11 protein-coding genes are annotated in these 13,766 nt (G+C 57.5%); 10 read left to right on the top strand and 1 reads right to left on the bottom strand.

Annotated elements, in window-relative coordinates:
* Positions 1 to 106: 106 nt before the first annotated feature.
* The 10 genes from V9G17_04780 to V9G17_04735 all read left to right on the top strand — a co-directional run bounded on the left by V9G17_04780 (position 107) and on the right by V9G17_04735 (position 11,835).
* Complete coding sequence (locus V9G17_04780) at positions 107 to 1,651, top strand: sigma 54-interacting transcriptional regulator (GenBank protein MEI2751896.1); 1,545 nt, start codon at positions 107 to 109, stop codon at positions 1,649 to 1,651.
* Positions 1,652 to 2,094: 443 nt separating this feature from the next.
* Entirely contained in the window at positions 2,095 to 5,535 is a 3,441-nt protein-coding gene (locus V9G17_04775; GenBank protein MEI2751895.1) for a molybdopterin-dependent oxidoreductase, read from the top strand.
* Between the two features lie 92 nt (positions 5,536 to 5,627).
* Positions 5,628 to 6,917, top strand: coding sequence for a 4Fe-4S dicluster domain-containing protein (locus V9G17_04770; GenBank protein MEI2751894.1), 1,290 nt, complete (start codon positions 5,628 to 5,630; stop codon positions 6,915 to 6,917).
* A gap of 290 nt (positions 6,918 to 7,207) precedes the next feature.
* Complete coding sequence (locus V9G17_04765) at positions 7,208 to 7,864, top strand: CHASE3 domain-containing protein (protein ID MEI2751893.1); 657 nt, start codon at positions 7,208 to 7,210, stop codon at positions 7,862 to 7,864.
* 1,182 nt (positions 7,865 to 9,046) lie between these two features.
* Positions 9,047 to 9,292, top strand: coding sequence for a hypothetical protein (locus V9G17_04760; GenBank protein MEI2751892.1), 246 nt, complete (start codon positions 9,047 to 9,049; stop codon positions 9,290 to 9,292).
* 24 nt (positions 9,293 to 9,316) lie between these two features.
* Positions 9,317 to 9,706, top strand: coding sequence for a hypothetical protein (locus tag V9G17_04755; protein MEI2751891.1), 390 nt, complete (start codon positions 9,317 to 9,319; stop codon positions 9,704 to 9,706).
* Positions 9,707 to 9,725: 19 nt separating this feature from the next.
* Positions 9,726 to 10,631 (top strand): prohibitin family protein, encoded by a 906-nt coding sequence (locus V9G17_04750; GenBank protein MEI2751890.1) that lies wholly within the window; start codon positions 9,726 to 9,728, stop codon positions 10,629 to 10,631.
* Between the two features lie 33 nt (positions 10,632 to 10,664).
* Positions 10,665 to 10,880: a hypothetical protein gene (locus V9G17_04745; GenBank protein ID MEI2751889.1), complete on the top strand. Its 216-nt coding sequence runs from the start codon at positions 10,665 to 10,667 to the stop codon at positions 10,878 to 10,880.
* A gap of 108 nt (positions 10,881 to 10,988) precedes the next feature.
* Positions 10,989 to 11,402 carry a response regulator gene (locus tag V9G17_04740; GenBank protein MEI2751888.1) on the top strand — a complete coding sequence of 138 codons (414 nt, stop codon included), beginning with the start codon at positions 10,989 to 10,991 and terminating at the stop codon, positions 11,400 to 11,402.
* 187 nt (positions 11,403 to 11,589) lie between these two features.
* Positions 11,590 to 11,835: a DUF2934 domain-containing protein gene (locus V9G17_04735; protein MEI2751887.1), complete on the top strand. Its 246-nt coding sequence runs from the start codon at positions 11,590 to 11,592 to the stop codon at positions 11,833 to 11,835.
* A gap of 76 nt (positions 11,836 to 11,911) precedes the next feature.
* Here V9G17_04735 and V9G17_04730 read toward each other — a convergent pair whose 3' ends face one another.
* Positions 11,912 to 13,729, bottom strand: a complete 1,818-nt coding sequence (locus V9G17_04730) for a M3 family oligoendopeptidase (GenBank protein ID MEI2751886.1) — start codon at positions 13,727 to 13,729, stop codon at positions 11,912 to 11,914.
* Positions 13,730 to 13,766 lie beyond the last annotated feature (37 nt).

Here is a 13,766-nt window from a genome sequence, read left to right as displayed (position 1 = left end):
TATAGCGACCATCGAAGCGGGCCTGCGAGTCCTGTGCGTGTCGGTGCCTTTCCTGACGACGTGTCGCTCCAGCACACAGAGGTCGTGATCCGTTCATTGAGAGTCTTTGCTCCGAGAGGGGGGGCACGTCCTGCATAACCTTGCGCTCAACTATCGCACGCTGTTGTCCGTCACCAATGTGCTGAATTCTCAGCGCAACCGACAGAGTTTGTTTCGCGCCGTCACGGATCAGTTGGCGAAAGTGCTTCGGTGGGAGCGGGCTGGAATCACGGTGTACGATTTGGAATCGGACGCATTCCGGTTTTATGCGATGGAGACGAATCTCCCGAAGGTGGTGCTCAGAAGCGATGCGATGATTCCCCACGCGCGCAGCGCAATAGGGTGGGTCTACGATCATCATCAGGTGCATGTGCGGCCCTACCTTCAGAAAGAACGACTGTTTGTCGAGGACGAGAGTTATCTGCAGGAAGGGCTTGGTCGCATGATCAACCTTCCCATGGTCGTTCAGGAGGCCTGTCTTGGAACGTTGAACATCGGCAGCATCGAGGAGGGGTATCCGGACCCGGCCGAAGTCGATTTTCTTCAGCAGGTGGCAACGCAGATCGGCTTCGCCATCGCGCACGTCAACGCCTATGAAGAAATCCACCGTTTGAAACAACAGCTGGTGCGAGAAAATGTGTATTTGGAGGAGCAACTCAACGCCAGTCAGGATTTCGGCATCGTCGTCGGGCGAAGCCAGACCTTCGAGCATGTGCTGACGCTCGCTCGCCAGGCGGCTCCGACGAACGCCACCGTGATGGTAACGGGGGAGACCGGAACGGGCAAGGAGGTTCTGGCACGCGCCATCCATGAGCAAAGTTTGCGGCGCGACCGTGCCTTTGTGCGACTGAACTGTGCGGCGCTCCCTGCAGGGTTGATCGAAAGCGAGTTGTTCGGCCACGAACGGGGCGCGTTTACGGGCGCCGAACAGCAACGGATCGGCCGATTTGAGCTCGCCGATGGCGGCACCTTGTTTTTGGATGAAATCGGCGAGATGCCGCTGGAGGCGCAGGCGAAGCTGTTGCGGGTCCTCCAGGACGGTCTGGTTGATCGGGTCGGAGGCGCAACGGCCATTCCAGTGGATGTCCGGGTGATTGCCGCCACGAACACCGATTTGCAACGGGCGATCCAGCAGGGGCGTTTTCGCAGCGATTTGTACTATCGGTTGAACGTCTTTCCCATCCATATGCCTCCGCTCAGAGAGCGCCCGGAGGACATTCCCATCCTCGCCCGGTATTTCCTGCGGGTTCATTCCCAACGGCTGAAGCGACAGTGTGAGGACTTCGACGGACTGTCGATGGAGCGATTGGTGCATTATGCCTGGCCGGGAAATGTGCGGGAGCTGGAGAACATTGTGGAGCGTGGCCTGATTCTGTGTCGCGATCGCCTGTTGCGTATCGATCCGGCGATGGTGAATGCGCACGTCTCCACCGAATCCACTCCTCGGCGAACGCTGCATGACGAGGAACGACACCATATTCTTCAAACGCTCACGCTGCTCGATTGGCGCATCGAAGGCCTTGGCGGAGCTGCCGACCAGTTGGGGTTGGCCCCGAGCACGCTCCGCAGCCGGATGCTAAAATTGGCTATTCGGCGTCCCTCCCGTACGTAACGAATTCCTCTCCGTCCGTCTTTTTCTCTGCTCAGATGAATGGCGCATCCCACGATGTATCGTGGTGGAATCGTGGTGTCTCACCGCGTGTTGTCGTGGCTGATTCATGGGCCGCGAGAACTTCATGCATTCTTCATCTTCAGCGTTCGGTTTTTCAATGACATAGACATTTCGGCATGAACGGCCTTCGTGGCATGCGAGGTGCACAAGACGTCGTCATGATTTTTTATTTTCTCGATCTTCTCGATGTTCGTTGTGCTTCGCGCAGAGAGATGCGAAACGCTGCGCCGTCGTACGACCGGCCGCTCGTGCGTCGGGAGAACCATCGGCCTGGAAGGAGGGTTCATTTGCATTGGCCTGTTCCGGTCACTGGCGACGTGTTGTGTGGACGCCATGAATCGTGGCGTCGGTAAGGTGTCCTGTCTTCTTATGAGGAGGTATTCATGATGCAGTTATCCCGCAGGCAGTTCTTGAAGGTCTCGGCGGGGACGGTCGCAGTGGCTGCCATTGCCGACAAGGCCTTGGCATTGACCGCGTTGCAACCGGTCGTCGAGGTCGACAATCCCTTGGGTGAGTATCCGGATCGGTCGTGGGAGCGTGTCTATCACGATCAATATCGGTATGACTCGTCCTTCACCTGGTGCTGCTCACCGAACGACACGCACGCCTGTCGCATTCGGGCGTTCGTTCGAAACGGTGTCGTCATGCGCGTGGAGCAGAACTACGATCACCAAACCTATGAAGACCTCTACGGCAACCGCGGCACGTTCGCGCACAATCCGCGCATGTGCTTGAAGGGCTTCACCTTCCACCGTCGCGTGTACGGTCCCTATCGCTTGAAGGGTCCGTTGATGCGGAAGGGCTGGAAGCAGTGGATGGACGACGGTTCCCCTGAACTGACGTCGGAGGCGAAGCGGAAATATAAGTTCAGCAGCCGGTTCTTGGATGACATGCTTCGCGTGTCCTGGGATACGGCCTTTACCTACGTCGCCAAGGGATTGATCGTCATCGGTACTCGGTATAGCGGTGAAGCCGGCGCCCGTCGTCTCCGCGAGCAGGGGTATGCGCCGGAAATGATTGAAATGATGAAGGGCGCGGGCGTGCGCTGCTTCAAGCACCGTGCCGGAATGCCGATCCTCGGCATGATGGGAAAACATGCCAATACCCGGTTTAACAATTGCGTGCTGCCTTTATTGGATAGTTGGATTCGCAAGGTGAATCCGGACCAGGCGCAGGGCGGACGCTACTGGAACAACTACACCTGGCACGGCGATCAAGACCCGTCTCAACCCTGGTGGAACGGGACGCAGAACTGCGACGTCGATCTTTCCGACATGCGCTTTACCAAGTTGAATACGAGCTGGGGAAAGAACTTCGTCGAGAACAAGATGCCGGAAGCGCACTGGAAGTTGGAGAGCATGGAGCGGGGGGCTCGCCTCGTCGTCATCACTCCTGAGTATAACCCCACCGCGAGCCGCGCGGATTATTGGATTCCAGTGCGTCCCGAGACGGATGGCGCGTTGTTCCTCGGCGCCTCAAAAATCATTCTCGATGAAAACTACCAGGATATCGATTTTATTAAGGGCTTTACGGACATGCCGTTGCTCGTACGGACGGATACGCTGCAGTATTTGGATCCGCATGAGGTGGTGAAAGACTATCAGCTCCCGGATTTCACCAAGTCATACTCCGGACGCGTGCAGGGATTAACCCAAGATCAGGTACAGCGCCTTGGCGGCATGATGGTCTGGGACCTGGCGAAGGGGAAGGCTGTGCCGCTCCATCGTGAGCAGGTCGGGGTTCATCTGACTCAGAGCGGCATCGACCCGGCCTTAACGGGCACCTATCGGATCAAATTGCTCAACGGGCGTGAAGTCGACGTCATGCCCATCTATCAACTGTATACGATTCACCTCCAGGACTATGACCTGGATACCGTGCACCAGGTGAATCGTTCACCGAAGGATCTGATTGTTCGCTGGGCGCGGGACTGCGGTACCGTCAAACCAGCGGCCATCCACAACGGTGAGGGCGTGTGCCACTATTTCCATATGACCTCAATGGGCCGAGCGGCGGCGTTGGTGATGATGCTGACGGGCAATATCGGAAAGTTCGGCACGGGTTGTCATACCTGGTCCGGTAACTACAAGGTCGGCATCTGGCAGGCGGCGCCATGGTCCGGCGCAGGAGCGAGTGTCTACTTGGGCGAAGATCCTTGGAATTTGAATCTCAGGGACGATGTCCACGGCAAGGAAATTAAGTATCGCAAATATTATTACGGTGAAGAGCCGGGCTATTGGAACCACGGCGACAATGCCTTGATCGTCAACACGCCGAAGTACGGCCGTAAGGTGTTCACCGGCAAGACCCATATGCCAAGTCCCAGCAAGGTTCGATGGGTGGTGAACGTGAATATTCTGAACAACGCCAAGCACCACTATGACATGGTGAAAAACGTCGATCCGAACATCGAGATGCTGATCACGCAGGACATCGAGATGACCTCGGACGTCAACCATGCCGACGTGGCCTTCGCCGTGAATTCCTGGATGGAGTTTACCTATCCGGAAATGACGGCCACCGTGTCGAATCCATGGGTGCAGATCTGGAAGGGCGGTATCCGCCCGCTGTACGACACCAGGAACGATCTCGATTCCTTCTCTGGGGTCGCCGCCAAGCTGAAGGAAATTACCGGCGACCAGCGGATGGTGGATACCTATAAGTTCGTGTATCAGAATCGCGTGGATATTTACGTGCAGCGCATTCTCGATGCCTCGAGTACGTTTTACGGATACAGCGCCGATGTGATGTTGAAATCGGAAAAGGGCTGGATGGTGATGTGCCGTACCTATCCCCGCCACCCGCTCTGGGAAGAGACCAACGAGTCCAAGCCGCACTGGACGCGATCGGGACGCTTGGAGACCTATCGCATTGAGCCGGAAGCGATCGAATACGGCGAAAACTTCATTTCACACCGGGAAGGCCCGGAGTGTACGCCGTATCTGCCGAACGCCATCATGACGACCAATCCCTATGTCCGACCGGAGGACTATGGAATTCCCGTGACGGCGCAGCACCATGACGACAAAACGGTGCGAAACATTAAGCTGCCGTGGTCGGAAATCAAGCGGCATCCGAACCCGTTGTGGGAGAAGGGCTACCAGTTCTACTGCGTGACGCCCAAGACCCGGCATCGGGTGCATAGCCAATGGTCGGTGAACGACTGGGTGCAGATTTATGAGTCGAACTTCGGCGATCCGTACCGCATGGACAAACGGACACCGGGTGTCGGCGAGCACCAAATCCATATCAATCCGCAAGCGGCGAAAGACCGCGGCATCAACGACGGCGACTACTGTTATGTCGACGGGAACCCGGTGGACCGGCCCTATCGCGGCTGGAAGCCCTCGGATCCGTTCTACAAGGTGTCCCGGTTGATGATTCGTGCGAAGTACAATCCATCGTATCCGTATCATGTGACGATGGCCAAACATGCTCCCTATGTATCCACGGCGAAGTCGGTGAAAGGGCACGAGACGCGGCCGGACGGACGCGCCATTGCGGTGGACACCGGCTACCAGTCCAACTTCCGGTACGGCGCGCAACAGTCGTTCACTAGAAGCTGGTTGATGCCGATGCACCAAACGGACTCTTTGCCGGGTAAGCAGGCGAACTCCCTGAAGTTCAAGTGGGGATTCGAAATCGATCACCACGCGGTCAACACGGTTCCGAAGGAATGCTTGATCCGCATCACCAAGGCGGAAGATGGCGGTATCGGAGCCCGTGGTCCGTGGGAACCAGTCCGGACCGGCTTCACGCCGGGTCAGGAAAACGAGTTCATGATCAAGTGGCTGAAGGGTGAACATATCAAAATTAAAGTCTAGCGTGACGCGTGAATCGTCACTCGTGAAGCGTCGCTGGTACAGGGCGCTTCACGAACGACGAGCAGCGGATTGCGACTGAAAGGAGCACGTCAATGCCAGAAGTCTATAACTGGCAACTGGGACGGAAGATGCTGTATCCCTACGAGGAACGGCATCCGAAGTGGCAGTTTGCCTTTGTGTTCAACATCAATCGCTGTTTGGCTTGTCAGACCTGTTCGATGGCCGACAAGTCGACCTGGCTCTTCTCGAAGGGGCAGGAATACATGTGGTGGAACAACGTGGAAACCAAGCCGTACGGCGGGTATCCGCAGTTCTACGACGTGAAGATCACCCAGCTCATCGAGCAGGTGAACCCGGGCGGGCAGGTGTGGAACGTCCGCGTGGGACGCAAGCACCATGCGCCGTACGGCGTGTTCGAGGGGATGACCATTTTCGACGCCGGCGCCAAAGTCGGACAGGCGGCGATCGGGTACATCCCAACGGACCAGGAATGGCGGTTCGTGAACATCTATGAAGACACCGCGACGTCCATGCGGGCCTTGGTCGAGAACATCGACAAGTCCGGCTTTACGCGCGATGAACCGTGGCGTCTCTCCGGCAGCAGCTTGCCGGAACACGAGACCTACTTCTTCTATCTGCAGCGGATTTGTAACCACTGTACCTATCCGGGCTGCTTGGCAGCCTGCCCGCGGAAGGCGATCTACAAGCGGCCGGAAGACGGCATTGTCTTGATCGACCAGAACCGGTGTCGCGGGTACAAGAAGTGCGTGGAACAGTGCCCGTTCAAGAAGCCGATGTATCGGGGCACCACGCGCGTCTCGGAAAAGTGTATCGCGTGTTATCCGCGCATCGAAGGCAAAGACCCGCTGACGGGCGGCGAGCCGATGGAAACGCGTTGTATGGCGGCCTGCGTGGGTAAAATCCGCATGCAGTCCTTGATGCGCATCGGGGAAGACGGCCTGTGGGCGGAAGACCGCTGGCATCCCCTGTACTACACGATTCGTGTGGAGCAGGTGGCGCTCCCGCTGTATCCGCAGTGGGGCACCGAGCCCAACGGCTTCTACATCCCGCCACGCCACGCTCCTCGGGGCTATGCGCGGCAGATGTTCGGCCCGGGCGTGGATAACGCCGTCGAGAAATACCTCGTGCCCAGCCGCGAACTGTTGGCGGTGCTCCAGCTCTGGAGAGCCAGTCAGCAGATCGTCTTCCGGTACGATGTCATTCCGGGTCCGAAAGTGTTTGAAACCCAGATTCACGGGAAGCGATTCGACATGTACAACGATACCGTGTTGGGCTTCAACAAGTCGGGCAAAGAAATAGCGCGTATTCAGGTCGAAGAGCCGATCTACATTCGGCCGGCCGAGCGCGTGAACTGGCTGTAAGGTCGATGGGTGTCCAGGTAGCATGATGCGCACACGCGTGTTTAGTGCTACGGAGGTCATCGGCCCGGTCTGGTGCGTGGCGCGACACTGGCGCTGCGCGTGTGGCTGAGCAGCCGGTCTGGTGAAAGGAATGCGGTGGGGCGTCTCCGTGAGGGAGCTGTGTTTCTTCACGGGGACTGCCCACGCCGATTGCCTGTCGATGGTGCCGGGCAGAGTGGGCGAAGTCCGAAGGACGCTCTTGCGTGTCGGTCCGCTGATGTTCTGAGACGTGGACTACATCGCAGCGATTCATGAATATCAGAGGACGGTTCATAGGGTTCTTCATCGCGGCCATCGTGGCGTTGGCCGCAGTGTTCTTCGGCCACCTGTTTTTATTTGAGCAGTGGCGGGCTCAGCAGGAACGACAAGTCCATCGGGCGAAAATTCTCAACGAAGTGGCGCATGTGCAGCGGTTGGTCCTGGAAGTGGAGACGAACTTCCGTGGCTACCTACTTACAGAGCAACAGTCGTTTCTCGAACCCATTCGATTGGCAGAAAACAAACTGAACACAGCGCTGGCTCAGTTGGCCGAGTTGACCACCACCACTCCAGGGTTGCAGGCCGGAGTGCGTGTGCTTTCGTCGCGTCTCGATGAATTCGTTGAGAGTAAACAACGCTTGCTCGCCGTTATCGGGGCGGAGCAGCAGTCCCTCGTTCACTCATATGTTCGGGGTGGGAGTGGGCGGGCGTTGTTCCTCACCATCGAAAAAGCGATCGGGGATTTTGAGGTGCGCATTGACCGCGCACTGCCGAGTGAACCCATGACCTATGACTCATGGCTGGAACGAGCGCGTTGGCAGCTGTTGTTGATGGAAAGTGTGGGAGTGATGGTGTGTGTCTTTCTAACGAAAGCGGCGCTGCTTCCGAATAAGACCGGTCTCCAACCGAACCCCCGACTTCTCCTGTAAATCTACCTGGGCTGGTGAGCTCTCCTTCTCATCAATCCAGAGTCCGGTCGTGAACGGTCATCCCGTTTACCTGCCAGGTGTTGATTCGCACTGTGAGCACCGTGCGAATTCGCTCGATTTGGCTCGGTAGGTATCAGAAAACCACAGGAATTCCGCGCATAAGTCATGGCATATGCCTTGCTATATAGCCGTTCATAACAGTGAACGCCTACGAAACAAGGAGTTTACCCATGGTACAGATGATCAAGAAAGTCGGTGATCGGGAATTGGCCTGGGCGATGTTGGCGATTGCAGCAGTCGCTCTTTGGAGTACGTGGGGGCTGGTGAGCTAAATGCGATTCTTCGCATAGTCGATGTAGTCCTTCAGCACCACTGCCTGATTATGTTCCGTATCCGATGCCCCATAGAGTAGCGTGATGGTCTGTGCGTGTGCGAGCCGGGCGAGATCTTCAATCGCACCCTTCTAGGCCGGTAGGCTCAGTTCCTTACGATAACGTGTCTGAAACTCCACCCGCTTGGCCGGGTCATGGCCGAACTATGCGTGGATCGGGTCGTGCCTGGCGACGGAATAGGTGACTGCTCCATTTCTCCCGACAGGGAGGGGCAATATGTGCTGGTCCGCCACGAGCGTGATCGTGGCCGCGATCGGTGTCGATGTGTGGACGGCGATGGAATCCCTGATCATCAGCTCGGCCGCTGTCAGACTGTTCAAGTCCTTTCCTGCCTCAAGGGCCGTTGTGAACCGTTCAACTGGAATCCGCACCTGAACGATGGTGTCGTTTTTCGATGCGGCAACAGCCGTGGAGATTGCGAGACGGTTCTGTCAGTAGAGCTGCTGCGGCCTCCGCTGTTTCTCTGAGCGCGTGATCGTTCCTTCGCTCATCAATTCAGCAAGCGAAGTGCCAGGCTGGATGGGGGGCGATTTTCTGAGTTCCTATGCCGTTACAGGCAATGATCCTCTACGTAGGGGCGATTCCGCACAATGCCTATCGTGCGGAATGCCTCAGTTCGGGAGCTCTGAAGGTGGCGTGACCATGTCGTAGCCCTTCCTGCAGAGTGGATTTCGTTTCCTCGATGCACGTAGCGAGCAGGATCATATATTGCAATGTCGAATGTCTCATGGAATGGGCTGGATCGTAATGTGAAGTGAGCATGGCGCTCGGTGCACAATGGAGGTGCGTGATGGATACTCAGGTCGTTTCTCCTGGCGATGGTGCCATCGACGAGCAGATTCGTGAGTTGCTGCAGCGCTACCGGCGGTTGACCTTCCTCACCCTTGCAGAATTCCTTCCCGTGTACACCTGGCATGCGTTGTTTTCGGCGTTGAACCGGCTCCGCGGTCAGCATGAGGTTGATCTGCTGCCGCTTCCCATGGATTACGAAGTGGTCTGGCAACATGGGCGCGAGCGGCCGACCATAACGGCCTGAGGAGGCATCCCTCTAGGTGTGAGCATGCGATTGTCATGGCCACGTGTGATCAGAGGACTTGTGCTGGTGGCGATTGGTCTCCTGTTCGGTTGTGTCCGCGCAGGGAGTGAACTCGACTTGACGGCCTACGATCAGGCGCAGGACCAACACAAGATTGCTGGATTCTACAGTCAAGAAGCAACGCGACTCCGACACATGGCGCGTGACTTGAAGCAGCGGACTCTTGTGTATGAACGTCTTTTCGGACCGGGTTCAGATTGGGTAGCGGGAACGCGTTTGCTGGAGCAGTCGTATGAGGATGCGGCCCAAGAGTATGAGCGAACCGCCGAACAACATCGTGCGCTGGGTCAGAAGGGGGCGAGCCTCTCAGGCTGTCGCGCCGACACTCCGATGAGCGAGGCCGTCTGTCGTTAGGACGAGGAGGGAGCAGGCCATGCGGCGATGTACGATACTCTTCTTAATCATCGTGTCAGTCTCGGGTTTATCTGGATGCGGAAATACCGTCCAGCCGGGACAGCGAGGGCTTCGTTGGTATCCGTTGACCGAAGGATTGACGACCGAAACTCTCAAGAGCGGGTTCTATTGGCGGGCTCCGTGGAATGACATTTTTGTCTACGACATTCGGTTGCAGAGTTATACGGAGACGGTCGATGCGCTCAGTTCTGACGATCTGTTGGTGAAACTAAAGACCGCCATCATTATGCGGCCGATCGTCGAGGAAGTGTATTTCCTTGCACAGGAGATCGGCCCGGATTTCTATCCCAGGGTCGTGAGGCCGGAATTGTTGGCCGCCGTACGGAGTGTGGTGTCGAACTACCCGATGGTGTCGGTTCCCGAGGAGAGCGCCGAGATCGCCAGCAAAGTCCAGGCAGTCGTGGTGGAAAAACTGAAGGGACGGCATCTGGAAGTCCATAGCGTCGCGCTAGCCGACATCGAGCTGGCGAAGATCGTCCTGGAAGCGGTCGAGCGCAAGCAAGCGAAGGAACAGGAAAAGGAACAGAAGGAATTCGAGCTCGTCATTGCCGAAAAAGATGCGGAGATTGCGCGGCGACGGGCGCGCGGCGAAGGGGACGCCGTCCGGATCAGGTCGGAAGGCGAGGCGGAAGGGTTGAAGATTCGAGCGCTTGGCCAAGCCAAGGCGCAGGAAACGATCACGAAAACGCTGACCGCCGAGTATCTCCGGTACAAACTGTACGATAGTCCGAATGCCAAGATGGTGTTGTTGCCGGATAATTTGCGTGTGCCGATTTTAATCAATCCGGATCAGGATCGCGGAGCGAAGGCGGTTCCCGAGAGTCTCCTGCATGCGGATCAGGAGTTGATGGGGCGGGGACGGTAGATGGTCGGGGCCATTGTTCGAAGGAGGCGAGGCATGTCGTGCAGCCGTTGTCAGGGGTTGATGGTGACCGAGATGTTGTTTAACCCGAATGAAAGTATGAGTCATACCTGGGTGCCGGCCGCCCGCTGTCTCAATTGCGGGAATCTGGAGGATGCACTGATCCGCATGGCGCGGCGTCTTCCCGATCAACTCGGTCGGAGCCGTCGGCCTGGTCCGCAACGTCGGGGTGTGTGGATGCGCACTGGATGAAGGTCTGGACGAGAATCGTCATCCCACTGGTGCGGACCGGATTGTCTGAGTGTGATCGAGGGATTAGGAGAGTTGAGTGGGGGCAGGCCGTCGGCCGAAGGAGGTGCCATGGACGGGTATGGGAAGCGTGTGCTGATCGCGGAGGATGAGGAAAGTGTGCGGCACCTGCTGGCCGTGGTGCTTGAAGAGGCGGGGTATACTGTGCATGTGGCGGAAGATGGCATGGAAGCCCTCGCCGAAATGAAGAAGCGGTGCTTTGATGCGGTGGTGGCGGATTACCGCATGCCTCGCCTGGACGGCGAGCAATTCCTGCTGCTCAGTCGTCTGATGTGGCCACAGACTCCGACCGTGCTCTTATCGGCCGAACATACCGATGTCCCGGAGGTGTTGAGCATCCATGGCGCCTGTGCGCTGGTGCCAAAGCCCTTCGACCCGCAAAGGCTCCTGCAGGCCATGCAGTCGGCGTTGGAGACGGCTTGTGCCTGTGCTGGTCCTCAAACGATCGTGGGAAAAGGCGAATGATGCCCTCCCTGTGTGGCCTCTTCCCGTGCCTGTTCAAATCGAGGAATCCGTTCGTGCTTGATGGCGAATGGGTGGGGCAACGTTCTGTCAGCTGCTCGAATCGGCCTGAATATGGTATGGTACAGGATTCGGTCTCTTTCGCGAGAGGCTCGGTCCAATGATGGATACTCGATTTGATGGAGAATGCATGAAGAAAAAGACGGTGCCGAAGAAGGCCGCCTCGCGTCCGGCGAAACGGATGGTATCAGCGAGTCCAAAGGCGAAGGCTCCCGGGCCGGTCCAGGATATTCAGGTGCGGATTGCGGCACGGGCGCATGAGCTGTATGAACAACGGGGTTGCCTGGATGGGTACCACCTGCATGACTGGCTGGAAGCAGAGCAGGAGATCCTGGGGCACCCGGTGGTGATGGATAAGTCCTCAGAGCGTATCTGAGCAGAAGCGAGAATCATTCGTCGACACAGTCCGGCGACAGGGGGCCGCCCTCGGAATCGAGGACGGCCCCCTGCGGTCATTTCATCGTCTGTTCCAGCTGATCGACCATTCCTGAAATCGCGTCGAACCCAGACTGCCAGAAGGCGGGGGAATTCATGTCTACCCCCACCTCCGCAAGGATGGCTTGCGGCGCCTTCGACCCCCCTGCTGCGAGTAGCTCCAGATATTTGGGAACGAACCCGCTGCCCTGTTCCTGATACATCCGATACAACGCCAATACGAGCAGGTTGCCGAAACTATACGCATAACAATAAAACGGGCTGGCGTAGAGGTGCGGGATGGTCAGCCATTCCCATTGGAATTCCTGCGGCACCCGCAGCGACTTTCCAAATTGCTGCCGCAACAAGGTCATATAAGTCTTGGCCAGATCGGTTGTTGTGGCTCCCTGGGCTACCATGTCGTGGGCGGTTCGTTCGAAGGCGACAAAATAGGCCTGCCGCATGACCGTGGCATAGATGTCGTCCAGCTGGTTGACGAGTAAGCTCTGCTTGACGGACCTGTTGGTTTCCGTGGCCATCAAGGCATCGGACAGAATCCGCTCGCCGAAGACCGAGGCCGTTTCCGCCAGCGGCAACGTAGAGTGGAACGTGAAGACATTGTGCTGCTCGGCCATCATGGCATGGACCGCGTGGCCCAACTCATGCGCCATGGTGGCGATGTCGCGCGCTTCACCGGTGAAATTCAGCATGACATAAGGGGTCAGGGTGGGGGTCACGCTGTAACAATAGGCGCCGCCCATTTTGCCCGGCTTCGTGCGGGCATCGATGTGACGGTCGGCGAAGACGCGTTGCGCCAACTCGGCCAGGCGCGGCGAAAAGCCGTAATAGGCATCCAGCACCATTCGGACCGCGTCCGCATAGCGGTACGTCTTCTGCTCCGCTCGGTGAGGCGCATAGATATGGTAGCGGTTCATCGTTTTGATCTTGCAGAGTCGCGCCTTCAATTTGAAATACCGCTGGAAGATCGGCGCGTTGTTCATGCAGACGGAGAGGAGGGCCTCCACGGCGCGATCAGGAATGTCGTTGCTCAGATTCCGGGATTCCAGCGGCGTCTTGAAGTGCCGCAATTGCAGATTCTCCGCTTTCCAGTCGTTCACCAGGGTTTTGTAGATTTCCCCCAGTAGATCCTGCTGAGTCTCATAGACGCGATACATCTCGTGATAGGCGGCCTCGCGGACGGCGGCTTTCGGGCTCCGGAGGTAGGCCGTCAGGGCTTCGCGATTCATCGTGCTCTTTTTCCCGCCGATGCGCATCGTGAAGGTGAAGCCGTTCGTGACGACATCGTAGAGCTGGTGGACGGCACTCTGCCCGGTAATGTTCTTGATGTTGATGATCTTCTCTTCCGGTTCCGAGAGCGTGTGCGGCTTAAAGCGGCGGATGGTCTCCAGGTGGTACCGGAAGTCGCCGCTGTTCGCCATCAGGCGTTCCGCATTCCGTTGATCCACGCTCTGCCACCATAAATCGAAGAACAGCAAATGGTTTTGGAGGGCAGTGAGATGTTCTTCCACTTTGGTTTTGAATGACCTGGCCTGGAGCTGTTTCGTGTCTTCGGAAAACCACAAATACGCGTAGGCTCCGAGCCGGCCTGAATCCCTCGCGATCTGTTCCGAGAGGGTCAGGAGATTCAGGAAGGCCTGTTCAGGCATAGTGGCAGTCAGGTCTGCGCGAGCCGATTCGAAGCGTGAGACTTTCGCGCTCAAGTCTTTCAGATAGCGGTCGAACTGTGCCACCGGATCGGTGACAAGGTCGGAGAGTTCCCAATGATCGGCAAACTCCGGGGCGGCAGGCGAACGACGTACTGACGCAGCTGCGGCAGTCTTGCGCGAAACGGCCATGGTCGAGGCTCCTAGAAGGTAAGTAATAGACGGAATC

Origin of the sequence: Nitrospira sp. (assembly GCA_037045225.1) — a bacterium.
GTDB lineage: Bacteria > Nitrospirota > Nitrospiria > Nitrospirales > Nitrospiraceae > Nitrospira_A.
This window is presented reverse-complemented; position numbering and strand designations above follow the sequence as displayed.

Excerpts from the sequence above, each read along its gene's own strand:
- V9G17_04775 (MEI2751895.1), top strand. The coding sequence starts at position 2,095 with ATGATGCAGTTATCCCGCAGGCAGTTCTTGAAGGTCTCGGCGGGGACG.
- V9G17_04770 (MEI2751894.1), top strand. The coding sequence starts at position 5,628 with ATGCCAGAAGTCTATAACTGGCAACTGGGACGGAAGATGCTGTATCCC.
- V9G17_04765 (MEI2751893.1), top strand. The coding sequence starts at position 7,208 with ATGAATATCAGAGGACGGTTCATAGGGTTCTTCATCGCGGCCATCGTG.
- V9G17_04760 (MEI2751892.1), top strand. The coding sequence starts at position 9,047 with ATGGATACTCAGGTCGTTTCTCCTGGCGATGGTGCCATCGACGAGCAG.
- V9G17_04755 (MEI2751891.1), top strand. The coding sequence starts at position 9,317 with ATGCGATTGTCATGGCCACGTGTGATCAGAGGACTTGTGCTGGTGGCG.
- V9G17_04750 (MEI2751890.1), top strand. The coding sequence starts at position 9,726 with ATGCGGCGATGTACGATACTCTTCTTAATCATCGTGTCAGTCTCGGGT.
- V9G17_04745 (MEI2751889.1), top strand. The coding sequence starts at position 10,665 with ATGTCGTGCAGCCGTTGTCAGGGGTTGATGGTGACCGAGATGTTGTTT.
- V9G17_04740 (MEI2751888.1), top strand. The coding sequence starts at position 10,989 with ATGGACGGGTATGGGAAGCGTGTGCTGATCGCGGAGGATGAGGAAAGT.
- V9G17_04735 (MEI2751887.1), top strand. The coding sequence starts at position 11,590 with ATGAAGAAAAAGACGGTGCCGAAGAAGGCCGCCTCGCGTCCGGCGAAA.
- V9G17_04730 (MEI2751886.1), bottom strand. The coding sequence starts at position 13,729 with ATGGCCGTTTCGCGCAAGACTGCCGCAGCTGCGTCAGTACGTCGTTCG.